The organism is Bacillus sp. 22190 (genome assembly GCF_052045575.1).
Lineage (GTDB): Bacteria > Bacillota > Bacilli > Bacillales > Bacillaceae > Bacillus > Bacillus altitudinis.
Map to the genome: position 1 here is coordinate 13,910 of NZ_JBQEPF010000013.1, position 24,521 is coordinate 38,430.

General features: G+C 39.5%; 26 protein-coding genes and 1 other annotated feature. Of the genes, 6 read left to right on the forward strand and 20 right to left on the reverse strand.

Features of this window, described 5'->3' with window-relative positions:
• Window positions 1-73: 73 nt before the first annotated feature.
• On the reverse strand, window positions 74-415 hold the full coding sequence (locus ACTJKA_RS15350; RefSeq protein ID WP_039165381.1) for a darcynin family protein: 342 nt from the start codon (window positions 413-415) through the stop codon (window positions 74-76).
• Window positions 416-486: 71 nt separating this feature from the next.
• Window positions 487-1,077: a Crp/Fnr family transcriptional regulator gene (locus ACTJKA_RS15355; protein WP_171465969.1), complete on the reverse strand. Its 591-nt coding sequence runs from the start codon at window positions 1,075-1,077 to the stop codon at window positions 487-489.
• A 100-nt stretch (window positions 1,078-1,177) separates the two neighbouring features.
• Here ACTJKA_RS15355 and ACTJKA_RS15360 point away from each other — a divergent pair, with 100 nt between their 5' ends.
• A complete protein-coding gene (locus ACTJKA_RS15360; RefSeq protein ID WP_072368203.1) occupies window positions 1,178-1,426 on the forward strand; it encodes a hypothetical protein in 249 nt (82 codons plus the stop codon).
• Between the two features lie 14 nt (window positions 1,427-1,440).
• The gene (locus ACTJKA_RS15365) at window positions 1,441-1,683 is read left to right on the forward strand and encodes a hypothetical protein (RefSeq protein ID WP_144471748.1); all 243 of its coding nucleotides are present in this window, start codon (window positions 1,441-1,443) and stop codon (window positions 1,681-1,683) included.
• A 57-nt stretch (window positions 1,684-1,740) separates the two neighbouring features.
• On the opposite strand, the gene ACTJKA_RS15370 is transcribed toward ACTJKA_RS15365, so the two are convergent.
• Window positions 1,741-2,589 carry an MBL fold metallo-hydrolase gene (locus ACTJKA_RS15370; protein WP_268357478.1) on the reverse strand — a complete coding sequence of 283 codons (849 nt, stop codon included), beginning with the start codon at window positions 2,587-2,589 and terminating at the stop codon, window positions 1,741-1,743.
• A 59-nt stretch (window positions 2,590-2,648) separates the two neighbouring features.
• Window positions 2,649-4,478, reverse strand: coding sequence for a hypothetical protein (locus ACTJKA_RS15375; protein WP_440607832.1), 1,830 nt, complete (start codon window positions 4,476-4,478; stop codon window positions 2,649-2,651).
• 449 nt (window positions 4,479-4,927) lie between these two features.
• On the opposite strand from ACTJKA_RS15375, the gene ACTJKA_RS15380 reads away from it, so the two are divergent.
• Window positions 4,928-5,473, forward strand: a complete 546-nt coding sequence (locus ACTJKA_RS15380; RefSeq protein WP_171465972.1) for a Pathogenicity island protein — start codon at window positions 4,928-4,930, stop codon at window positions 5,471-5,473.
• Window positions 5,474-5,524: 51 nt separating this feature from the next.
• Window positions 5,525-5,683 carry a hypothetical protein gene (locus ACTJKA_RS15385; RefSeq protein WP_025093698.1) on the forward strand — a complete coding sequence of 53 codons (159 nt, stop codon included), beginning with the start codon at window positions 5,525-5,527 and terminating at the stop codon, window positions 5,681-5,683.
• Between the two features lie 390 nt (window positions 5,684-6,073).
• On the opposite strand, the gene ACTJKA_RS15390 is transcribed toward ACTJKA_RS15385, so the two are convergent.
• The 9 genes from ACTJKA_RS15390 to ACTJKA_RS15430 form a co-directional block, all read right to left on the reverse strand.
• Complete coding sequence (locus ACTJKA_RS15390) at window positions 6,074-6,580, reverse strand: DNA polymerase III (RefSeq protein ID WP_265154222.1); 507 nt, start codon at window positions 6,578-6,580, stop codon at window positions 6,074-6,076.
• A 42-nt stretch (window positions 6,581-6,622) separates the two neighbouring features.
• The gene (locus tag ACTJKA_RS15395) at window positions 6,623-6,874 is read right to left on the reverse strand and encodes a hypothetical protein (protein WP_171465987.1); all 252 of its coding nucleotides are present in this window, start codon (window positions 6,872-6,874) and stop codon (window positions 6,623-6,625) included.
• A gap of 593 nt (window positions 6,875-7,467) precedes the next feature.
• Window positions 7,468-9,237: a DUF262 domain-containing protein gene (locus ACTJKA_RS15400; protein WP_171465974.1), complete on the reverse strand. Its 1,770-nt coding sequence runs from the start codon at window positions 9,235-9,237 to the stop codon at window positions 7,468-7,470.
• Window positions 9,238-9,900: 663 nt separating this feature from the next.
• Window positions 9,901-10,380, reverse strand: a complete 480-nt coding sequence (gene rlmH, locus ACTJKA_RS15405; RefSeq protein ID WP_035390089.1) for a 23S rRNA (pseudouridine(1915)-N(3))-methyltransferase RlmH — start codon at window positions 10,378-10,380, stop codon at window positions 9,901-9,903.
• 80 nt (window positions 10,381-10,460) lie between these two features.
• Window positions 10,461-10,631 (reverse strand): CxxH/CxxC protein, encoded by a 171-nt coding sequence (locus ACTJKA_RS15410; RefSeq protein ID WP_073414986.1) that lies wholly within the window; start codon window positions 10,629-10,631, stop codon window positions 10,461-10,463.
• A 164-nt stretch (window positions 10,632-10,795) separates the two neighbouring features.
• A complete protein-coding gene (locus ACTJKA_RS15415) occupies window positions 10,796-11,623 on the reverse strand; it encodes an energy-coupling factor transporter transmembrane component T family protein (RefSeq protein ID WP_017368435.1) in 828 nt (275 codons plus the stop codon).
• Window positions 11,614-13,329 (reverse strand): ABC transporter ATP-binding protein, encoded by a 1,716-nt coding sequence (locus ACTJKA_RS15420; RefSeq protein WP_017368436.1) that lies wholly within the window; start codon window positions 13,327-13,329, stop codon window positions 11,614-11,616. Before ACTJKA_RS15420 ends, ACTJKA_RS15415 begins: the two co-directional genes overlap by 10 nt.
• A 19-nt stretch (window positions 13,330-13,348) precedes the next feature.
• On the reverse strand, window positions 13,349-13,906 hold the full coding sequence (locus tag ACTJKA_RS15425; protein ID WP_024718471.1) for an ECF-type riboflavin transporter substrate-binding protein: 558 nt from the start codon (window positions 13,904-13,906) through the stop codon (window positions 13,349-13,351).
• Between the two features lie 14 nt (window positions 13,907-13,920).
• The gene (locus ACTJKA_RS15430) at window positions 13,921-14,781 is read right to left on the reverse strand and encodes an SAM hydrolase/SAM-dependent halogenase family protein (protein WP_007497378.1); all 861 of its coding nucleotides are present in this window, start codon (window positions 14,779-14,781) and stop codon (window positions 13,921-13,923) included.
• Between the two features lie 111 nt (window positions 14,782-14,892).
• Window positions 14,893-15,163 (reverse strand) — a binding site (T-box leader).
• Between the two features lie 192 nt (window positions 15,164-15,355).
• Here ACTJKA_RS15430 and ACTJKA_RS15435 point away from each other — a divergent pair.
• On the forward strand, window positions 15,356-16,045 hold the full coding sequence (locus ACTJKA_RS15435; RefSeq protein WP_375805772.1) for an ABC transporter permease: 690 nt from the start codon (window positions 15,356-15,358) through the stop codon (window positions 16,043-16,045).
• Window positions 16,046-16,927, forward strand: coding sequence for an ABC transporter ATP-binding protein (locus ACTJKA_RS15440; protein ID WP_251185900.1), 882 nt, complete (start codon window positions 16,046-16,048; stop codon window positions 16,925-16,927).
• Window positions 16,928-16,966: 39 nt separating this feature from the next.
• Here the strand turns inward: ACTJKA_RS15440 and ACTJKA_RS15445 are convergent, their stop codons facing one another.
• The 7 genes from ACTJKA_RS15445 to yycF all read right to left on the reverse strand — a co-directional run bounded on the left by ACTJKA_RS15445 (window position 16,967) and on the right by yycF (window position 24,342).
• On the reverse strand, window positions 16,967-17,431 hold the full coding sequence (locus ACTJKA_RS15445; RefSeq protein ID WP_017359973.1) for a GNAT family N-acetyltransferase: 465 nt from the start codon (window positions 17,429-17,431) through the stop codon (window positions 16,967-16,969).
• A gap of 68 nt (window positions 17,432-17,499) precedes the next feature.
• Window positions 17,500-18,687, reverse strand: coding sequence for a S1C family serine protease (locus ACTJKA_RS15450; RefSeq protein ID WP_056703865.1), 1,188 nt, complete (start codon window positions 18,685-18,687; stop codon window positions 17,500-17,502).
• A gap of 81 nt (window positions 18,688-18,768) precedes the next feature.
• Window positions 18,769-19,563: an MBL fold metallo-hydrolase gene (locus ACTJKA_RS15455; RefSeq protein WP_007497388.1), complete on the reverse strand. Its 795-nt coding sequence runs from the start codon at window positions 19,561-19,563 to the stop codon at window positions 18,769-18,771.
• Between the two features lie 6 nt (window positions 19,564-19,569).
• Window positions 19,570-20,433 (reverse strand): two-component system regulatory protein YycI, encoded by an 864-nt coding sequence (locus ACTJKA_RS15460; protein WP_017368442.1) that lies wholly within the window; start codon window positions 20,431-20,433, stop codon window positions 19,570-19,572.
• Window positions 20,420-21,799 carry a two-component system activity regulator YycH gene (gene yycH, locus ACTJKA_RS15465; RefSeq protein WP_050826804.1) on the reverse strand — a complete coding sequence of 460 codons (1,380 nt, stop codon included), beginning with the start codon at window positions 21,797-21,799 and terminating at the stop codon, window positions 20,420-20,422. The genes ACTJKA_RS15460 and yycH overlap by 14 nt, the downstream gene beginning before the upstream one ends.
• Complete coding sequence (gene walK / locus ACTJKA_RS15470) at window positions 21,789-23,627, reverse strand: cell wall metabolism sensor histidine kinase WalK (protein WP_019743492.1); 1,839 nt, start codon at window positions 23,625-23,627, stop codon at window positions 21,789-21,791. The genes yycH and walK overlap by 11 nt, the downstream gene beginning before the upstream one ends.
• Window positions 23,628-23,634: 7 nt before the next feature.
• Complete coding sequence (yycF, locus tag ACTJKA_RS15475) at window positions 23,635-24,342, reverse strand: response regulator YycF (RefSeq protein ID WP_017359978.1); 708 nt, start codon at window positions 24,340-24,342, stop codon at window positions 23,635-23,637.
• Between the last annotated feature and the right edge of the window lie 179 nt (window positions 24,343-24,521).

Here is a 24,521-nt window from a genome sequence, read left to right on the forward strand (position 1 = left end):
GTTCTTCCCTTACCCCTGATTATACCAAAAAATAGAATGTGCAAAAAACCACCTGATAGCAGGTGGTTTTCGATTACTGATCCATTTTCAAAGATTCTTTTTCATATGTTTGAAAAGCATCTTCCATTCCCATGATGACCTCTTTCATTTTGACATAACCACTTGTGTAAGGAATAGAATCTCTAATCTCTTCCCACATAAAATGATAGAACTTCAGGTCATCCGTTTCACACATCACAAAATCTGTGTAATCCTTACCCGGAAGAGCTTCAGCATCAAAAAAGCGCACCGTCACATGTTCCTCATATTTCTGCATCAATTCTTGCAGCGAAGCCGCATGGGTTCTGCGCTCCTCTCGTGGTAAAGCAAGCCAAGATGGATAGAACTCTAATAAAACAACCATCATATATTTCATCATCATGCCCCTCGATTCTTCTATGATGTGATGATTGTACGCCAGATCTAGAGAATGTGCATTAACATAGGTTAATGTTCAGCAGGATGCAGTAGCCTGCTCAGCGAAACTGGAGAAATACCGATATATGAGGCAATATGATATTGAGCGATACGTTGATGTAACCCGGGATATTTCAATAAAAACGCCTGATATCGCTCAATGGCTGGCAAATAGAGCAGTTCCCTCTCACGCTCTTCCTTTCTCGTATACAGCCTTTCTACACTCACCCGAACAAACCGCTCCCACATATGACTGCTGTCCATCAACATTTGAAGCAGATCATACGGAATTTCAATCACGATAGAATCCTCCATCGCTTCAATCGAATAAGGAGAAGGCTGCCCGTTGATCATACTTGCATAAGAAGTAGCAAAATCATCTTCCAACGTAAAAGCCACGTTGTACTCCCTTCCATCCGGTAACAAATAGAAGAGACGGAAGAGACCTGTTATGCAGAAATAGGCATGCTTCACCGGATCGCCAGCCTTGATTATGCATGTACCTGCTTTTAACTGTTTAATCGTTGTTCCATCTTTGAAAGCTTGCCAATGATTTTGTTCAATTGGATATTTCGATATTTTGGTTTTGAACGTGTCGTATAGGTCAGTTATGTTGTCCATCTGTAAGTAACCTCTCTATTAATAGAAGAATTGATAAAAAATGGTGTCAGAAAACACTCAGGTTATAATGGAAATATAAGCGATGATGAGAGGAGAAACAATGAAAAAAATCACTTTTTTTGACTGGACCATCCATTTACAAGCAGACTTAACAGCGATTACAGATCATCATGAAAAGAAAATGGTCATTTTAGAGCCATCTATTGAACTAAATAGCATCATCTGGTTGGATGACAACAACGAGCTACAAATCAAACCTACTTGGGATTGTGTCATTTCAATTGATCCAACCAATAAATCACTGACAATCCGGCAAACAAAAGAAGTATTCGGAGATGTGTACGAATGAAAATAGGAGGAACTATGAAGAAAACCACTTTTTATGATTGGACCGTTCACTATCCTGAACATTTAACAGCCGTCAAAGATGATACAGAAAAGAAAATGGTCTTTCTAGAACAGACTGTTGAATTTAAAGGAATTATTCGTATTGATGAGAATGATGAACTGCAAATTAAACCTACTTGGGATTGTGTCATCATTATTAATGCCAAAAACATGTCTGTCACAGTTCGTGATGCAGAAGATGTTGTGGGTTTGCCGTAGAAATAAAAAAGTCTCGTTTGAGGAAAATCACTCAAATGAGACTTTTTCATTTATTATTTAATACCCATTTACAAAGTACTCTATAGTTTCTAATTCATCTTCTTTCCGTTCTCTGTTCACATACTTTTGATATTCATTCGTGATTTTCTGCTTATCTCCACCACATAGATCAGTGAATTTCGCAATCTTCCTAAGCTTGTCTGTTTCCTGACGAAACTCCTCTTTTGTCCACGGTCTTTGGTGTGAAGGAATATACGTATCGGCATCAAAAGCATCTAACTCATCTAAAAGACGCAAAATTTCTTTTACCGTAAAATGTACTTTTTCTGCATACATTTTCGGATAAATGCAATCACCAAGAAACAGGATTTTTTCCTCTTTCACATACACGATCACAGAATCTGCAGCATGATCGCCCCCAACATGCTGCACAACACAAGTGACCCCGCCAAGATCAATCTCCATCCGGCGATCAAACGTGACATCCGGTAAAACCACCTGAATGTCTCGATGATTCTTATATTCTTCTTTTATCGCCTTCGCGCAGAACTCAATCTCCGTTCCTTCCCTCACCCGCTCATCAATCGCCTCATCTGACCAAGAAAACGGAAGAAGCTTCTCCATTTCTTTTCTGGTTTTTGCAGAAGCAACTGAAACCGCATGAGGCAACGCCGGTAGACCAAAAATATGATCCCAATGCCAATGCGTGAGGACCACCATATCGGGCGTGGCATTCTCGTGTTTTAAAGTTTTTTGGATAAAATAGTTCGCATGATCTTCCGAGTTGCCGGCATCGATCATTAATGTTTTGTTATTGCCTACGACCATGCCTAGGATGGGGCGGTCTGTGAGTGATACTGGTGTGATGTAGGAGAAGGTTTGGCCTATTTTTTTGATTGTGTGCATGGTGTGCCTGCTTTCTAATATTTAGATTTCATTCTCGTAGTGCGAAGGTAAACCGAATCCTATTTCTTTAATAAGTATTTGGCTAACTTTCGATCTTCTTTATCCTTTGTCTTCACGGCAATATGTTCAATCAATTCTCTTGTGGCCGCTTGCTGCGAATACGAAGGAGACCATTCTTTTAATACACTTAAAGCATGATACTGTAAATTTCCATCATCTGATCTAAGTGCAGCTTGAATCAATGACAATCCTACACCTTCGTGTTCATATAAATCTTGCACAATATATTGTAGACAAGCCACTTCATCATCGGAGAGGTTTAATAACGATAAATGTGTTTCTGCAAATGTGCAAAGCTCTCTAATATGCTCTTGATGATTTGTGTCCATCACAGCAAAGTATATTTCACTATTTGTCGGATCTTTCTCAAGTAAAGCAAATAGATGCTCAATCACATCTAAACGATAAAAGAGAGCGATTTCAAGTGCTTGGGAGCTAAAACCCTGTTGTAACGAATCGGTTGCAAGCTTTGACCATCTACTGTCATTGATAAACGGTTGAACAGCTTCCTGGATAGCCTTATAATCGTCCTGTTTCCATGAATCATTCAATCGGTCTTCCCAAATCTCTTGTTCATCATTTAAAAACTCATTTATTTTCAATATTGGATAAAAGTCCTCAATTGTTTGGCAGTGCTTATGAGCATGGTGAATATATCGGCAGAGAACTGAGCTTGCATTTGAATACTCATCGATTCCGTAGATAGAAACCTCATCTTCTAATAATGCTTGAATGATGAGACTCGCTCCATCGTATAATTCTTTGGAAATTTCATCTTCTGATAAAGCGGTTTCTAAATCACCATTAAGAGCGCAAGTATAAGCTGAGTATTCATTCATGATTGTATTTTCGCAGCCCTTTGTTAGTAGCCATCGTTTTATTTCTGACGTCGATGCTTCCAATTGCTCAACAGCCGAAATCTTCCCCCATCCATCGACGGACTTTGCAAGACGCCAAACATGTTCGTTTCCTTGAATTGTGCCATTCTTCAATGCAATCACGACATAAGAAGTAAATTCTTCATGCATACCTATTGTGAATAAGAGCTCTTTGTATTTTTCACAGTTTGTACATCCCAGTATCATGACTGCAAATTTGACGACCTCCCGATGTGCCGCATGTTCAAGAAGCCATAACGCTTCTTGCTGTACACGGGATTCATCCCATTGTGTTTGCTGAAATCGTTCAATTAACTCACTGCTGCGGCTCGCCATATTGTTAGAAATGATTTTTTCATATGTTTTCTTTCTTGTTTCATTTGCAGGATGATTTAGTTGTTTTTCAAAAAGCTTCAATAGCTTCTTCACATAAAAAGGGGCAGGTCGTTCATCTACATAATAATCAGATAAACCGGGAGCCAATCGTGGTTCATTTTCGTCAAATAAATAATCTTCATCGGGTAAACGGTCGTCTACTATTTTATGATGTGATTGAATTTGTTGTTGAATAAAGGGAACGATTTTCTCTTTATGATCCCATGGGAGAAAGTCTATCTTCATTGATTCATCTAAAACTGTTTCATGATCTACTTTCACAATGCAACGAAATCGTACATACCCACCAAGTTTAACGGACACTTTGTGTTTTGTACCATCTTGAAGCTCCAATATCCCTGACAATTTTGAATAAGGGATCATATGAGTCAATAAACTTTTTCGTTGTTTTTTATCAACTGTCACACCATCAATGATTAGTTGCTCTTCTTTTATTTGGTTTGTAATTTCTATAGAATGCCCTTTATATTCAATTTTCCATGTTTTATTTATTTCTTTTTCTACGTCTTTTATTACGTTACGCATTTCACGTTTAAAGTCAGCTTTAATACCCATGAAAGTCTCCTTTAACTATTTATAACTAGAATAAGATCAGTATGTTTTTCCTACTATGATTTCATTTATTGGAATAGTTGTTTTCATTTTATATAATACGATATTTAATACAGAAAATCTTTAAATAATAAACTTATAAGAAACAAGAAATTCCCATTACCTCTCCTAGTTATTATTTCTCATTGAATTATCAATTCAAGATTTTTATATCTCTTACTGGCAACATCTTTCTTTATATGCCAAAGCAGCGCTTACTATTAAAAGTAATCACAACTGATTTATCAGATCGAAACCTCTAAATATAAAAATACAGATGCAACTTTAAAAAATAAGAAAAAAGTCATTATTAAATTTCATTTAAAACATTATTATTTACTTATTTTATCTTTTCATCATTTAACAGCATGTATAGCTATGTTAGTATGGCATCCAAAGGAGGATGATAAGTGATGAATATTAAATTAAAAAGCACTCTAATCAAATTGGTAGCATCTCTATTTCTGATGAGCGCCGTGGCTCTACCAATTTCACCTAAAGATGCAAATGCCACAAAGTCACAAGCCACATATAAAGTGGAGAACCTTAATGATAGTGAATTAAAGATGACGTTCGATCATGCTGATGTTCATATCGATTCTAAAGGAAATGCTATATTGGAAGATCAAATAACGAATGAAAAACAAGTTCTTCCTAAAACATCGACCGATAAAAACAATAATCCTGTTACCTTGCATTATGAAAAAATTAAAAATGGGATTTTAATTAAAGTTGTGAGTGAAAAAACAAGCGGGAAAATCAGTACTCAATCTGTCGGAAAATGTATTCTAGGTACTAGTGGTGGGGCAGTAACCGGAGGTGGTACGCTTGGTCTTGCTGGTGCTGCTGTAGGAACTGTCACAATACCTGGTATCGGAACTGTAGGCGCTGGTGCAGTTGGTGCAATCACAGGTACTGTTGGCGGAGCAATGACAGGAGCTGCTGCATCTTGTTTTTAATGAATTGCAAAAAGGGTACTCTCTTTTTATCCTAAAGGGAAGGTGATCATGGTGTATAAAATCATCATTCCATCTATACTAATCATTTTTTTTCTCTGGATTCTATTACAGATTTCACTAGAGATGAGCATATTTAAGAATCCAATGAATTATTTTATCTTATTCATTCTTTTCTTTCTTACCATCAAGCTTGTAAAAGAGAAACAATAGGAACCTTATGGGATGTGCTAGAGGAGATGAATAAATTCATCTCCTCTTAGTTAATATTCTCACTGATATCTTTAATTGAAGTTCTTCAGAAAAACCTTGTTGGAGGTAATCTTGTAATGGTTCTAAATGATAAAACTGCTGCTGGAGATATTATTGGACGTGTACTATTAATTGAAGATAATTACATGTGTAAGTCTTCAATTCTTTTTTAGAAAAAATATAATTAACATAGCTAAGGTGGCACCTACAATGGATTGGTGCTGTTTCTGTTTTTTTAAAATCCCACTCACTTATGTATAAGGCTCACCGTGATGCCTTTAAATGAGGTTATTAGAATATTATTTTATGTTGCAAGATCTCTAGAACTATATTTAAATTAGAAATTGCTTATCACTCTACACAAAAACTAATGATTTCCTTCGGTACAGGTTCAAATATTAATACCTCTGGCTTTGGATAAGGCCTTTTCCTCAAATAATCTTTGAGTGGGATCATACTTTTCCAGTACTGCGCAATCCAATATTCCATCGTTTCTCCAGTGTCAAAATTTAAAGCTTCCTCATCAAACTCTTTCATATCTTCATAGAACGCTTGATCATAAATAGAAAGCGAAATATCACGATCAAATACAAATATCTTGTCCGTAAATATAGGGAAACAAAAAGACTCTGAAAAACGATTGATTATATCAGCGCCGATTGCTTCTTTGAAATGAATCCATTTAGGAATATTGGAAGGTCTTAAGTTTTCTGTGATCTCTAATTTCACTCTTCCACCATTACTATATTTATAATTTGACTTCGTAGAATATTTAATGCCACTGTTCATGACTTCTTGCTGTGAAACATGAAACTCATGGTTCTCGGGAAAATATGCATGGTATATTAAATGACTCATGTATCTCATCTTCCTATATATAAAGTTGTGTTTGAATCTTTTTTATGACTCAAAAGCAGTTCTTTCTGGGAATACCCCTCCCTCTCTGATTAGACACACTGCTAACCTTTGAGCAGCTCTATCAAAATAAAATTTTGAAGGAATATTCTCATCGGGTATAGCTTCTATCTCTGAAACTTTTTTCGTCAATTTATTCAATTCAATTTTCCCCATACTATTTTCATTTGGACCAAATCTATATATGACAGTAGTGTGATTTTCGTATTCTTTTAGTAACAAGACATATGAAGCCATTTTTCCTCCTCTAATAACATATTTACTCTTCATCCTATCTTTTTAAACTCCCCAGAAACTGGGTCATTGAAGGATGCCTGAAGGATGATATTGATAGATACCTTTATCCAACTATGTAGGAATAATTTGTTTTTTAATAATGCATATTATAGTTTTGCTTTAGCAATCGCTAAGAGCTTTTAGTTTGTATCTATATGTTAGTTGTGACTTTTGTTTTTATTAATTTTGTGAATGAACGCCTTATAATATACAATATTCACTAGACACATTACATAGCCTAAAACAAATATAATCGCTAAATCTTTAAACGCTAAGTTTGTCCCTTTATGTGTAATGATACTCCATATAAAGGGAAGTATTTCTACAGTGAATGCCATTGCAGCTCCTAATATTGAAGGTAATATAATAAAAGTAATAATAAATGATTTAATTATCTTCTTCTCCTTTAATAGTTTTTAAAATTAATTTCTATTAACTGTTCATTTAATTTGATGTTTTTAATTCCGTGACGTATCTAAGTGAAGTTTTAAGTATTTTTAAAGCTATGAAAATAACACAAGTGACTCAAATTCATAGCTTCTAAAAAATAAATTTCAAATTAGACCTTTTCTTTTTAATTCCCTTATTGCTCTTAAATCTTCAGGGGTTGGGGTTGGTTGTTCTTCACTTTTACTTAGAAAATCGGGTTGATTTAATCCCCAATCATTAAATACATTTAATAGCTCGTCAGAAATTCGTATGTCTCTTTCTCGAATTTCATTCATTCCCCAGTCTTTATGTTCGCTAGATAAATTTAATAAGATTTGAACTTTAGACTTATTGTAGCTGTCTTGTTTCTTTTTAAAATATCCATTACTTGCAATGATATTAAGCTTTTTTTCAAAAGGTATTTTATTTCCCAAATGCTCCACAAGTTCTTTTACCTCTTCCTCAGAATTATTTGGAAAATAACTAGATTGCCATTTTCTAGGTAGTATATGCTCGATTTCCCATTTATCAGGAAGGAGTTCCTCCTGCTTTTGATAAGCAAGTATCTTTAGAATCATCCGAACAGTATTACGATGCGCAGTTTTAATCTTAATTTTTAGCTCTTGTTCATCCAACTTATTAAAATTAAATATAGGTGTAGGCGAATTAATAATTTCAGAGTTTAGATTTAAAATCCCTCGCTTGACTACATTAATTGTTGGCGTAACTATGTAACGAGCTGCCAAAACAGCAAGTAAATTTTTAAGAAACCGTAAAAAAAGGTTTTCGAAATTTGGTAACTTATGATGATTAAGATAATAAATAACTACTGGATACTTCCAAAATTCATTTGGATACGAAGATAACCCATCAAGTATTTGTTTAATCTCGATATTTTTAGACCAATTCTCATCTTCTATTTCCACACGATTGTTAACCACTCTCCATAAATTCAGCATTGAATTTAAGTTTGTAATAATATCAGTTTTATATAACTGTTCAAAATTATTTCTTGAATAATACTTTCTTAGACCTGGAGTTGTAGTATTTCGATCATTTTCTAAGGCTCTTAAATAGAACATATAATAATAGAATAGTTTTTGAATGCTTTCACCAGCATCTTTCGCTTCATCATCAAGTTGTTGCCATTGCTCAATGAAAACAGCCCTCATATCAACACTTAAATTATTATAGATTTTCGCTTTAAAAATATCAGCATCCGATAAAGCTAGTCCTCTATCGTTAAGAGTTGAAAAGATCGTTAAAGCTGTATCTTGGGAATCAGCTGTGATTGGTAATAAAATTGCCTTGTTTAAAACATTCCTAATAAACCAAAAAAATAACTCCGGTTCATTTGAAGCATAATTCTCAATTAACTCTGTAAATAATTTATAGTTAAGTGAATAGTTATCTTTTGCAGTTTCTTTAGTAGTCCCGTTAACAAGAATCTGACCAAAAATTTTGTTTCCCTCATCACTTATAACTCTAGATTCAATAAGAGCTTTTTCAAAGTTAACCTCAGCTGTTAATTCATCTTGTTCCCACAATGCTGATTCTATTTGTGCTTTAAAGTTTGCTACTTCTTTTGTTTCTTTCATTGATTTAAGTTTGAAGTAAAGCGCTCGTAACAATAAGAATAAAGACGTAATTCGCTGCTGACCGTCTATAATTTCTTGTTCACCACTATCATTTTCATAAGAAACAATCGTTCCTAGAAAATAAGTGCTTCCATTATCATTTTCTGTATACTCTGTTAAGTCTTCAAAAAGCGTTTGAATCTGTTCGTCAGTCCATGCATACGGACGTTGATATTCAGGAATAATAAATTTATTTACTTTTCCTGTTTCTAATAGTTGCTTTACACTCTGTTTATTTACTTCTATAGATGTAGCCATTATTTATTCTCCTTTCTTTTAATACATTTACTTTATACTACCGATTAATAATTGAATTATTAATCTTTTACTAGTATGCTATCTTGTAAATCAATATGGATAATGTGCTGGAGATACAAGTTCTGAAAAGGTATTGGTCAGAAAGCTTTCTCTTTCTATCTTTACACCAGATATTTTTAATGCTTGTTCAAGTGCGATATCCATATCTATTTAATATTTTATTTTTTCAAGTTATGTCTCCTATTATTTAATTTTCCATTACCTAATTTCAATAAAACTTCATTCAATCGAATAATATTTTAACAGAAATTGTTAGTCTCTACGATTTCACAAAATAGGTTCATTATCATTCATATTCTTCTACTCACTATTGTTTAAATAAGTTATGGAATTAGACATAAAAAATTAACAGTAAGAATAAACCTAGCGATTTTAAAAAGAAAAAATATTGGTTATTGAAAAATTCAATGATTTTCCTATGATGCATCAACAAAAGATAAAACAGAGAAGACAGCGAATGGAAAGTTTAATGTATCATTATCAGATACTCATAAGATTTAAGTTTACAATGTCTAGCAAAGACATCTTTTATAGAACATTAAGCTGAACCTTTTTACATCAAGATACTATTAATTATGGTAGGAATGATTAAAAAAACCTCATCTACTTATGATAAGGCTCCCCCCGCACAATCCGAAACGCCCGATAAATCTGCTCCACCAACACCAGCCTCATCAACTGATGCGGAAACGTCATTTTTGAAAATGAAAGTTTCTCATTCGCACGCTGCATCACAGCATCACTTAACCCAAGTGACCCACCTATGACAAAACACACCTTACTTTTTCCGTATGTTGCCAGCTTATCTATTGTATCGGCTAATTCTTCGGAACTTTTCATTTTTCCTTCGATGGCGAGGGCGATGACGTGGGCGTCTGGGTTGATTTTGCTTAGGATGCGTTCGCCTTCTTTGTCTTTGATGATTTTCATGTCTTGCTCGCTGAGATTCTCGGGTGCTTTTTCGTCTGCGAGCTCAATGATCTCGATTTTTGCGTATGCCTGTAATCGTTTTGTGTATTCGGCTATGCCTTGCTTTAAATATTTCTCTTTTAATTTTCCTACTGTGATAATTGATATATTCACAGGTCATCCCCACCTTAAGAACAAGTTATTCATATAAGTTATCAACAATTGTGGATAAAATTTGTGTATTTTGTGTCCGATCATTCGTTCCCCACTATATATATTGCAGGTTCATCGCACAATTCACAGGTTGTGGATAAGCTGTGTGTATGTTCGATTTTTCTGAATTCTGGCGGTGTTTCGTGATCATCTATGTACATGTCTAGTACGGTTTCTATATGTTCTGCACAAGCATAAAGTAATTTGTTCATAAGTTTCTAATTCCTCCAATATATCGTCTGTTTATTCACAAGTGTTTCGCTCATTGTTCAATATAACCGATTTATTCACATGTTAATAGTCTTTTACCATTTTCCACACCTTTTATCCACAAACCAAATAAAAAAGCCTCCACTCTTGTGAAGGCTTCCTTCTATCAAAACGGATTGTAAAATCTCGTTCCTCTAACAAATGTAATCACTAGCGACACAATCAGCACCACGCCAACAAACAATAACGCCGCATAATCTGCTTTTTGAAAGTCTTTCGCCGTAAACCATGTGCGTTTTTTATGCTTTCCAAACCCGCGCAGTTCCATCGCATTGCTGATCGTTTCAATCCGCTCTAGGCTAGAAAAAATCAATGGCATCACAATCGAAAGCGCATTTTTAATCCGTTTCCCCAGTTTTTCATTCTTCGATAAATCAATGCCTCTTGCTTGCTGAGAAATGGCAATCGTGCGAAAATCACGCTGAATATCTGGAATATAGCGCAAAGCAATCGCTACCGCATACGAAATCCGGTAGCTGACCCCGATTCTGCTGAGCGATGAGGCGAATTCACTTGGATTTGTTGTGACAATAAACAATAGCGCCGCTGGCATCACGGTCACGTATTTCAGTGTAATGTTCAATTGATAGAAAAGCTGTTCAAGTGTGACGTTGTACCAGCCTGCAATGTGAAACAGCTCGTGCTTCGCTCCATAGATGGCGACACCTTGCTGGGGAGCAAAGATGTAAATGGCGATGTTGTTGATCACAAGAAAAATCGCCAGGACAATCACTACGAAAGAGATATCACGAAATCGTATGTTTGATAGCTGAAAGAACACGATACTGGCAACTAGCATAAACACTAATACGCCTGTATCATATGTGAGCATCGCTGCGGATGACCAGAGGATAAAGCAAATGAGTTTGGTGGCGCCTGTCAGCCGGTGAATCGGCGACGGGCGATCGATATAAGACAGCATGTCTACAGCCATGTCATTCGTTCCTTTCTGTCAACCTCAATGAAGCGATCCACGAGTTCATTTGGATTCGGCCAATCAGCTTTCAGCGCCAGTTCATATAGCGACGTTTCCTTTAAGCTCGCCTTTTGGACTAGCAACTGATCTGTCAGTACTTTGGCTGGTGTATCATCTGCGATTTTTTCTCCATCTGAAATGACAATGGTTCTTGTTGTGTATTCGAGCATGAGATGCATATCATGGGTGATCATCAAGATCGTGACTCCCTGCTGATTTAATTGCTCTAAAAACGTCATCATCTCTGTGTAATGTCTAAAATCTTGACCGGCCGTTGGCTCATCTAAAATGATGATTTCTGGCTCTAACACAAGAATCGATGCGATGGTGACGCGCTTTTTCTGTCCAAAACTAAGGGCTGAGATCGGCCAGTTCCGAAATGGATACAGCCCGCATACTTTTAAAACCCGCTCTACACGATCCTTGATGTCGTCTTCTTTTACGCCTCTTAAAACGAGACCGAGGGCGACTTCATCAAAAATCATTTGTTTCGAAATCATTTGATTTGGGTTTTGCATGACGACACCGATTCGTTCGGAGCGCTGTTTGATGGTGTCTCCTGTGATGTCATCGCCATTTAGATGAATTGTCCCTTTTGTTGGCTTTTCAAATGCGCAGAGCACCTTGGATAGTGTCGTCTTGCCTGCGCCATTGGCACCGGCGATGCTGATCATTTCTCCTTTTTTGACGGTAAAAGAGATGTTGTTCAGTGTGTTAGGTCTTGTCGGATAATCAAAGCTCAGCTCACGCACTTCTAGTAAATCCGGCGCTTCATTCTGCTCGACTGATGGCTCAGATGCTTCCATCCATTGCTCGATTTTCTCTTTTGCCTCGTCATTTAAGGTGAGATGCTGTAAATTAGCGATTTGATCTCCTGCTGCAATCGGAATGCCTGCATATTTCATCGCTCTCACATATAAAGGCTCACGTAAATACGCCGCTTCTAATACATTCGAGGCGAGCAATTCATCTGGTGTCATATCCGCTGCAATCGTGCCGTCATTGACAACGATGATGCGGTCGACATGGCGGAAGAGGACGTCTTCCAATCGATGTTCCACCATCACGACCGTTTTTTTCGTTTCTTTTTGCAGACGGTCAATGAGATCGATCACTTCTTTGCCTGTTGCGGGATCAAGGCTTGCCAGTGGTTCATCAAACAGCAAAATGTCGACATCATTAACAAGTACGCCTGCAATAGCGACACGTTGTTTTTGACCGCCTGACAGCTCATGCACGGATGATGCCAGTTTGCCGTCTACCTCTGTTAATTTTGCCGCTTTCTCGACACGTGTTTTCATTTCTTCGCGTGTGACTTGATCATTTTCAAGTGTGAACGCGATATCTTCTCCTACAGTCAGCCCGATAAATTGTCCATCAGGATCTTGCAGCACCGTTCCGACGAGCTGTGAAAGAGAGAAAATGTTCTCTTTCTCTGCATTTTTCCCGCCGATGTGAAGACTTCCTTCCATAGAACCTTTATAAGACGCAGGAACTAGCCCATTGATACAATGGGCTAGTGTGCTTTTTCCCGATCCAGACGGGCCTGCGATGAGGACTTTTTCTCCTTCATAGATGGTCAGGTTGACATCTTTCAATGTTGGTTCTGCCTGACTGCGATACTTGAATCCGAAATGTTCGAATTGAATCATCGGTTTCTTCATTTATGTGTTCCACCTTGCTTCATGATGTTTCTTTCGATAGACTGCCGCTTTTGCTTCTTGTTTTCGCATAAGCCGCAATGATGATGGTGCCTAGTACACCGACTGTGATGATGTTTGAGATTCCTGCCACGATTCCTTGAACAAACACTTTATTTGCAGGTTCTGCATAGATCACAATGTCGAGTACCGGCGCAATGACAAACCAGCCTAATGCTTGTGCGCCGGCTTGGACGGCGTTGAAGAGCGTGATTTTTTTCCAGCCAAAGTCGCCCTCTTCTACTTTTAAACGGTTCGAAATGAGGCCGATCAATAAACCAACAACACCCGAAACGATAATCCAGCTCCACCAAGGTCCAAATGTGGTGGCATCTTTAATCAGATGACCAATAAATCCAATCAATGCGCCTGCAATAGGACCAAATAGCACGGCCATTAACGCAAGGAACGCGTACGATGTTTCAATTTGTGTATTCGGAATCCCAGTTGGAATGGAGACGAAGCGTCCTAAAATGACAAAGACGGCTGCCCCAATCCCGATGGCAACGACAGTTTTCGTTGAAAGTTGTTTACCTGCCATGATGTTTCCTCCTCTTATTCATATATAATGCGCGGAGCTTTGCGAATCGAAAGGCGCCAGCCTGTGCCTGTACCGATGTTATAAGCCTTTGCAAATGACCCTTGATTGATCGCCACGCCTAAATGATCGAGTGAATTGACATATACGAGTGGTTCGCCTACCTTTAAATCGGCAAAAGATCGTCCATAGGTCATGATATTTTTATACACATTTTTTGGCCCGTTGGCAATGGTAACTTCTATTGCATCCCCATAATTGATTGAAAGCTGTTCAAATAACGTATGATGAATGTTTGTCCATAGGTTTCCGAACCGCACATCTAAAATATCAATCGTCCCTGTGATTACTTCTTCTTCCGCATAAGCTTGTACGACTGGAAGGTGAATAATGTCCTCTATATTCGCCTTTGGCCCGACCTCTTCAAAAGAAATCACACCTGAAGCAATTCTCGCGCCTGTATAGGCGTAAATGTCTCTACCATGGAATGTATGTGATTTTCCTGACTTCGGCAGACGATTGATGGTTTCATCTAAATACCGAGCCTCCACGATGCCAATATCCTGTGCGACATGCGTAAGTGTCCCATTATCAGGTGTGATGATGTAGTGTGAGCTTGTTGTTTTGACGACAAGGCTCTTTCGCTCTGATCCAACGCCTGGATCAACAACGGAGACAAATACCGTTTCTTCCGGCCAATATGTGACCGTCTGAAGCAAGCGATAAGACGCTTCCCAAATGTCGTATTGGGGAATGTTGTGAGTTAAATCAAAAATGCGGATGCCGCTGCTCACTGTATTGGCTACGCCGTACATTGCGCTGACCGCTCCATCATCAATACCGAAATCTGATTGTAAAACCAATGCATGTTCACTCATGTTAATCTCCCTTTCATTTGAAAAAATGGTAGTGGTGTTTCACGTGGAACATTTGAACATTTGTATGAAAAAAAGTGGACAATAAAAAATACCCCATCCTTATCTATGAATCATAAGGACGAGGTATTTGTCTCGTGGTACCACCTTTATTTACTGTTTGCTCGCGCTAAACAGCCTCTACAAGTACAAAGCTCCAATTTGGCTCATATACTGTGGTTTTGATAACGAGTACCAACTCTCGTCGTCACCTACTAATATCATGGATATGTTCAGCACGAGGCTCAGAGACCATTTTTCGAATCATTATTTTTGCTTCTTTTCAGCTACCGAAGCTCTCTGTGGAAAAATTGATGATTGTACTTTCTCTCGTCATTGCCTGTTTAACTATCTTGAATTAAAGCTATCATACATGATGTTTTTTGATAAATCAAGATATTTTTCTGAACATTTTTAAAAATGAGTTAACTGTTCTGGAAGAGTCTTCTTTTTTATAAAATTTAAGCAAATGTTAAAGAGCGAGATATGGTGTCTTTCTTTTCTAGCGGTATAATAAAGATGAAGGGAGGTACAGTGTGTGTGGACCATCTGTATGAACGAATTTAAGCAGCTCTTCAAAAGCACAAAATCCATCTTAACTATTGTTATTATTTTCATTTTATCTACTTTTGTATCAAGTCTTCCATTTATAGCTGCTTATCAAGGGAAGTGGGAACAGGCAAAAGACCCTTATTCCATTGGGAATGAACTAGTGATTTCGTTATTTGGTTTCTTCCTTATTTTTTTATTATCTCATGATATTTTGAGCCGCGAAATTCATTTGAAAACCATTCGTTTTCTCGTCAGCAAAACGACCCGTTTAAACATTGTCATCGGGAAATATCTTGGGCTGATGCTGTTTTGGCTCATTTGCATTATGACCACATATATATTAAATATGGTGATTTCACATCGTTTTCTGTTCTCTGATGCCTTAAAAATATTAACGTTTATCAGTGTCGGCATCTCCTGTGCTTTGTTTTTGTCCATGCTCTTTCCAACACCACAGAAATCGATGTTTGTTGGCATGTTGTTTTCCTTTCTATTTCCGATCATGAGCATGATGTCTGTTCTTTCTTCAGAACGGTTGATTCACTGGTTCCAATACGTGACGCCTTATTATTATGCGCGCTGGAGTGAACCGCTGACCTATGTGCTGATGAATGCCGCATTGACTGTTGTCTTACTCGTTGGAACTGCACTACTGTTTCAGAGGAGGGATGTCTAAGTGCTTCACACAAAAGGGCTGACAAAAAAATATCGGACAAAAGTCGCAATAGATCATATTGATCTTGATATCCATCAAGGGGATATCTTCGGCCTCATTGGACCGAAGGGTGCTGGTAAGACGACCTTTTTTAATATCATTACAGGAATCTCCCGCCCCACCTCTGGCACGTTTATCATGATGAACATGACGTCGTTAAAAAAAGTACGTCATCATATCGGTGTTCTGCCTGAATATACAGATTTATATGAAGGGCTGACTGCTATTGAGCATATTGCCTATTTATCGAAAATTACGGGTACTCGCCAGAAAACGAGCTATTATGAAGAATTAATCGAATTTGTTGGCTTACATCGTTATCATCAAGAGAAAGTCGGTGCCTTTACACCTGGGATGAAGAAGCGGCTCGGAATGGCTCAAGCCATCGCTCATCAGCCTGACTTTATTTTACTTGATGAGCCTTTTGCGGATATTGATGCAGATTCTATCTTACATATCCAGCGGGTGATTGAATCGTTAAAATTTGAAGGAAAAACTGTCTTTTTAACAGCAGACGAGCCAAGGTTCACCCAGCCTATTTGTACCAAAACAGCTTTCATATCTGAAGGAAAAATCGTGTCCTCAAGTACTCATCCTCAAGAGAAAACCATCACGTCCTCAACCATTCGTGCCACCTTCAAGCATGCATGGATTGATGATGAGGTGAAGCCTGTTCTCACGCAGTACTTACAAAGTGTGGGAACAGACCTTGTGATCAGAGATGACGAGACCTCATTGTTGATTCGTTCAGAAGCTCAAGTCCCAGCCATCATCCGTGCGTTTGTGAAATGCAAAGTCGATCTATACCGAGTCACGGCGCAAGATGCCATGATGTCCACATAAAAAAGTACCGTACGCTCGCCGCACGGTACTTCTTTTTTTTTATAAAGGCTTGCTCATGTAAATCCCAGTCTCAGCGAATCCCGTTTTCTCATAAAGTGAGCGGGCGATTTGATTATGGGCAAAGACATGCAGCGATAGTTTCTTCACACCTAATGACTTTGCCTGCTCTTCTAATGCCGCCATGGCCTGTTTTGCCAACCCTTTTCCTCGATACGCTTCAAACAAAATAAAATTATAAATAAATCCTTCATGCTGGGGATGATCTGGATCATAGCAAAGCCATACCCACCCAATGGATTCGTCTCCATGCATGAATGTCCACAGCTCATGATCCTCTGTCTGAAGACCTTCAGGTAGCAGCCGCTCAAATTGTTCCTCTGCGTTCTTTTGCGCTTCTTCCTGACCCCACGTCCCTGCGAGTATCTTTTCTTCTGCGTACCTCTTAATGGATGCCTCTATCAAGACGTCATAATCCGTTTGTGACATCGGCTGTAATGTGACCAAACGTATCTCCCCCTTTCCTTTATCATATGCCGGGCATGTAAAAAAAGCCAGTCCCCTATAGGAACTGGCTAGCCTCCGAACCGATCGGTTTGGGAGAGTTTGATCTCGACTGATTTTTTCTTTCCGCTTCGGTAAAATTGCACCTTTACCTTGTCGCCGACTTTCTTTTGATAAAGATATTTACGCAGATCAACGATATTTTGTACTTCCTTGCCGTCAAACGACGTCACGACATCCAGCTCTTTTAACCCTGCTTTTCCTGCTGGAGATAAAGGCTCGACACTCATCACGACGACTCCGGTTGTGACCTTTGATGGCAGTTTTAACGTTTCCTGCCAATGATAGCTCGCAATATCTGCAAGTGATTTCATCCCAACACCAAGGTACGGACGCTTCACCTCTCCATAGCGCTCTAAATCCTCTATGACAGGGATCACCAGATTCGCAGGAATAGACAGCCCAATCCCTTCCACCTCTGACTCAGCAATCTTCATTGAATTGATGCCGATCACTTTGCCGTCCATATTAATCAAGGCTCCGCCGCTGTTCCCAGGATTAATGGCGGCATCCGTTTGCAAAACTTCCGCATTCCAATCCGTCTGTCCGTCCCCATTAGAATCAACAGGGATCGCACGCTCCGTTCCAGAAATCACACCTTGTGTGACGGAGCCAGCAAATTCAAGGCCCAATGGATTTCCAATGGCGATGACAGGCTCACCTGGTTTAACATGGTCTGAATTGCCGAAGGCAGCGGTTTTCTTGATCTTATCACTTTTGACCGTAAGTACCGCTAAATCCATCAGCTGATCACTGCCGACAAGATTTGCCCCGATCCTTGTCCCGTCCTGAAGGCTCACTTCAAGCTGGTTTGCGCCTTTGATGACATGATGGTTGGTCACGATATAAAAGGTGTCACCCTTTTTTTTATAAATCACACCTGACCCGCTGCCTGCTTCACCGCCTTCTTCCCAAAAGCTCGACTTTTGAATGTTAATGACGCCGACAACTGTATCCGACATACTCGATACCACTTTTGTGACCGCATCATTCACGTTCACATTGACGGTCTTTAAAGGGCCATCTGATGCCTGCTGATCTCCAGCTGACTGCCATCCAAAGGGGCTGCCGTTTTGTCCAGACACATAGGGGAAAAAGAATCCCATTAAAAAAGCTCCTACCAATACACCGATCAGACCAGATAGGAAATATCCTTTTCTGCTTCGTCTCGGCTTCCACTCTACATCGCGATAATCCACTATGTTTCCTTCCTTTCAGTGAATAGATGATGTATATAGTGTTGGTAAGAAGCTCTTATCTTAATCATACGATTGTAAAAATCATACGGCGCAAAGCGGGGTTGCTTTTTTCGGGTCCGTATCATATAAATCAAAGCCGTCCCCTACAACAAAGCCCTTCATTTCAAGCGTCTGCTGGACCGCCATACGGGCTAAGTCCTTCATGTTGTTGTCTTGACTCAAGTGGGCCAAATAAATGCGTGAGGTGGCGTCTCCAATCACGTCTGTCATAGCAAGAGCTGCATCTTCATTGGATACGTGTCCGACATCGCTCAAAATTCTGCGTTTAATGCTCCATGGGTAGCGCCCCATTTGCAGCATGCCGACATCATGGTTGCTCTCAAATACGAACGTATTGGCTGATTTAATAATCCCTTTCATCCGGTCACTCACATAGCCTGTATCCGTCATAAGGGCAAGTTTACGCCCGCCATAATGGAATACGTAAAACATGGGCTCTGCCGCATCATGTGATACGCCAAATGATTCAACATCGAGACCGCCGAATGATTGAACCGTCTCCATATCAAAGTGGAATTTCTGCTCCGTATCCACTTTCCCAATATGTGACTCCATCGCCTTCCATGTTTTCGCATTTGCATAGACAGGAAGCTTGTACTTTCTTGCCATCACACCAAGTCCTTTAATATGATCTGAGTGCTCGTGTGTGACAAAAATTCCGTCCAAGTCTTCTGGCTTTCGGTCGATTTGACCAAGCAGCTCTACCATCTGTTTGCCGCTTAAGCCCGCATCTACTAAAAAAGCATGCTCGTCTGTTTCTAAATAAAAAGCGTTCCCCGTACTTCCGCTCGCTAGTACACTGAACTGCAAGCTCATGTTCTCTCACTCCAATGAAGATTTGTCTTCTTTCTCTATATGATCAAGTGTTGAGCCATCAATGGCATTGATCAAATATTCTTCTTCTGTCTTTTTCTTTGAACCAGCTGCCACGCCTTCAATCTCTACTCGCCATACAGGAACCATGACTTGAGTGCTTGCACCTGGGTATTGCGTGTAGTAGCCAAGCTCCACTTTTTTCACTGTCGTGTTTTGGCTCAGCATATTTTGTGTATATAAGTCCTTCACCGTTTCAAGCGCTGGGACAAGGGTTTCTTTTCTCACTTCATTAATCGATGTCACCATCGACTGCCGATACGAGACGACCTCGTTTTGATCGTTCACATCCAATGTGATCTTCCCAATAGTTTCGGTGTCATCAAGACCTTCTTGGAAGATGTATTTTCCTTTATACGTTTGGAAAAAGACGATTTCACCTGTTTCTTCATCGATGCTCCAGAGCTTATAATTCTTACCATCCAGTAAACGCTGGCTCACAAGATTGGTCGCTGCTGTTTTCATATCTTTTTTCGGCAATGCAACTGGTTTATTGAAGGTCATTTCAAGCAAGGTGACAGGATCATCTTTCTCGGTTTTCGGGAATGTGCTTTTCGTCTTTTGATCAGCTAATCCGTCGACATCCTTTTTCGTATATTGCTTTTTCTCAGCTGTAATGCGGTATCCAATCTTCGCTTCATCTGATAGATTGCCATATTTGATTCCGTCTGCCTTCATTTCTTCCAGCGTATCTGTTTTTTCGATAATCGCAAAATGATCGGTCGATCGCTTTTCAAAGTATTGAAAACCTAGAAAGATATCGAGAACGAGAAAGGCTAGGATAAAGATCGTTTTGGTCTTATTCCACTCCATGATTCTCGCTCCCCTCTGTCAGCAAATCATTCGTTAAAATGACGGTTTTTCCGTTATATTTCATACACCATACCGGCTCTAGCCAGACAAACATCGCTTGATCCTGATCTGATGCCGTGGATGTCGCTTGATAGGCAGGGAAAATCTGTTCAATTTTCTCTAAATCATCATACTTCGTCTGCTTGATGATCAAGTTTTTCAGCTCTGTCCCATTCATCAGTTTGACCTGTTCACTCTGACTCGCTTTGTTGCCGAGAATGTAGTTTGGACGCTTATAACTCAAAATGTCATCATTCGCCCATTGCACTTCAAGCGATGTCATACCAAATGGATGCTTTGTGCTGTTGACGATCGGCAGTCCATCCATAAACATATTAAAGGACAGCTGCTGGTTGCTGTTGATGCCGAAGTATTGATAATTATCGGTAAAACTTCCGTTATCATTGAAATATTTCACGCTTCGCTTGATCAAATCTCCCGTTTGGAATACGGTACTAGAATTGATATTACGATGCTGATATTGGATGCGGTGGTCTTTTTGATTTGCTTCAAGACGACTCGTTCCATCTGTATACACCGTCCGGTTTAAATTAGACTCTTCCCCAACTAGACTTGGGTCTGTAAACAAAGCGTCCTTGAATTTGCTTGTCTTAATCGTTTCGATAAAGAACATTTTCGCTTCAAGCTGCTTTTGCTTCTGCGGCAGAAGGAAATCTCGTTTTGAATTTGTAGAGAAAGTATATAGATCATAGCGCGGCATCTCGTTTTGAGCGGCGGCAATGCTATCCATCAGATTACGATAGTTGGCTGATTCAATCGTCAGCTCAAGCACCGATTCCTTGCTGTATGAGATCAAATAGACTTTCTTATTGGCCTTATCCGGCTGAGCGAACGGCACAATCATCCGGTCAAACGAGTTGTATTCAATGGATTTATTCGGCCATTTAAACAGCGCTTGGAAAATATCAATCGGAATCGGATCATTGAACACAAGATCCAATGTTTTACCTTGCCCCTCGCGTCCATAGAAGAAATTCTTAAATTTCTGCTCGGAATATTGGTCCGACACATCGGCAATCTCTTTGACATCCCACAGGCTCACATCATTCCAAAAGTTTTGGAAGAGTTCCTTTTGATCCACTTTGAAATGCTCTCCATTGGAATGGATGAACATCTCACGCGGCTTCACGACATCAATGAGACTCCGAGGCTCGTCGCTTGAAATCTTCTTCGTTTCCACGACCTTTGTGCCGGCATCCGCCTGATCCTGCATGACGGGCTGGAACATCCAAATATTCCACGTAAACACAAGACTGATCGCAATTAGGATTGTCAATATAATGGTTTTAAAGGTCTCACGCTTCATCCCAATCATCCTCTTGTTCTTCATTGTACGGAAGGGTAAAGGTTACCGTTGTTCCTTTTCCTTCAATGCTGTCAGCCCAAATATCTCCGCCATGAGCCTGAACCATTTCTTTTGCAATCGCAAGGCCTAGGCCGGTTCCGCCAAGCTTTCTTGTTCTTGCCTTATCCACTCGATAAAAACGTTCAAAGATTTTATCCATATCCTTCTTCGGAATACCGATTCCTTCATCTTTGACGCTGAATAACACAAGGCCCTTCTCCTCGTCCAGATCGACGGTAAACGTAATGTGTCCACCCTCTGGTGAGTATTTCATGGCATTGGAAATGATATTATCGAGCACCTGTGTGATTTTGTCTTGATCAATTTCCACATAGATTTCACGCTGCGGCAGGTTGCGGATGAAATCGACATGCTGCTCCTTCGTCATTTCAAAACGATCAATGACGAGCGAGATAAACCTGATAAAATTCGTCCACTCACGATTGAATTGATAATCCTTGCTGTCGAACTTAGACAGCTGGAGCAGGTCATTCACAAGTCTAATCATGCGCTCTGTTTCATTTTGCGTGACACTGAGGAACCTTGGCGCAAGCTCTTTATCACCAATCGCACCTTCAGCGAGTGCCTCAAGATAGCTTCGCATCGTCGTAAGCGGTGTGCGCAGCTCATGCGATACGTTCGCCACGAATTCACGACGTTCCGCATCAATTTTTTCCTGCTCGGTTACGTCATAAATGACTGCAATTAAACCATCAATCTTCCCATGCTCTTTCTGAATCACTGAGAAATTGACACGCAAAACAGACAGTTGATCTTCACGTTCAATTTCTAGCAGCATGGAGTCTTGATTTTCGACTAAATCTTCAAATGTATGAGTTTCTTCTAAGCCAAGCAAGGACGTGATCGGCATCTCTAGAGCTGTTTCACGTGAAACATTCAAAAGCTCTAGTGCCGGGCTGTTTAATAGAATAATGGCCCCGTTTTGATTCGTGGCAATGACGCCATCTGTCATATAGGCGATAACAGAAGAAAGCTTTTTCCTCTCACCCTCTGTCATCAGCTGCGCTTCCTCCAGCTCTCTCGTCAGATGGTTAAATGTCGTCGCTAGCTGACCAATCTCATCATGTCCATACTTTCGGACCTTTCTGGAAAAGTTCCCTTTGGCGAGCTCGATCGCTTGCTTTCTCATATCCGAAATTGGGTGTGTAATGGTTCTGAATATGAATATACCAAGTAGAGCGGTCGTCCCAAGTGCGATGAGTGTACCCGTCGCCAAAATGGTGTTGATTGTTCGCATTTGGTTAAAAACACTTTCCATGGATGAGACCACATAAATGACACCAACAGTTTCTTGGTTCTCATTTTTCACGGCTGTCGCCGATATGCGGACTCGTTTATTTGATTCTGGGTCATAGAATTTTTTCTCGTAGTCTTTGCCAACCGCGAAAATACGGCTAATGATTTGATCTGTGATTTTCTTCCCGGCAATCTCTTGACTGCCGTTATTCACAGAGGCAATGACCTCTCTGCTTTCGTCAATATAGCTGACTTCAGAAATTTCATTAGACTCATCTTTGTTGTTAAAATCGTTTAATATCTTTTGAGCATCCTCTTTTAATTCTGCCTTGCTTTTCGATGAATCTTGTTCTAGGTAATACGATAACGAGTAGATTCGCTGATTCAAGGAATTATCATAGGAATTAATTAAGGACTGCTCTAGCTGCTTCACAAAGTACACGCCAATAATCTGCATGGCGACAATGATCAGCAGCACATAAATCAAGGTCAATTTAAAGTGAATCGAGCGAAAAAAACCTACTTTACTCATAAGAATCTTAGTCCTGCTCTGGGTTTCTTAAATAATAGCCGACGCCTCGTCTTGTTACGATCCAGCTCGGGTGGCTAGGGTTGTCTTCAATTTTTTCACGAAGACGGCGGACTGTCACGTCTACTGTACGGACATCCCCGAAGTAATCGTAGCCCCAAACCGTTTGCAGTAAGTGCTCACGTGTCATGACTTGTCCAATATGTTTCGCTAAGTAATGAAGCAATTCGAACTCACGATGCGTTAGCTCAATCGTTTCGTCACGCTTAGACACGACATACGCATCTGGGTAGATCACAAGTGAACCAATCTCGATATCATTTGATTCAGATTCTTCCTCTGATTGCGGAGCAGCCGTCTGTCTTCTTAAATTTGCTTTTACACGTGCAAGCAGCTCGCGTGTACTGAATGGCTTTGTGACATAATCGTCTGCACCAAGCTCAAGACCAATGACTTTATCGATTTCAGAGTCTTTTGCTGTCAGCATGATAATCGGCATGTCATATTTCTTTCTCACTTCACGGCATACTTCAACGCCATCTTTGTTCGGCAGCATAATGTCGAGCAAAATAATGTCTGGCTTAATTTCTTCTACCATTTCAAGGGCTTCATTTCCGTCATACGCACAATGAACCTCGTAGCCCTCTTTTCTTAAGTTAAATTCCAATATATCCGCAATCGGCTTTTCATCATCTACGACAAGAATCTTTTTTTCCATTGTGATTTCCTCCTGCATTTTTAGCATCTATGTCATTCCATTTTGCATGTCTCATTACGCCTTTTTCATTTACGAAAAAAAGGCTCACTGTCTATTATAACGTTTTAAGAGGCAAAGATAAAAATAATAACGGCTTTCTTTGCTAGTAAACGTTGGATAGAAGAACTCCGCCCAAAAAA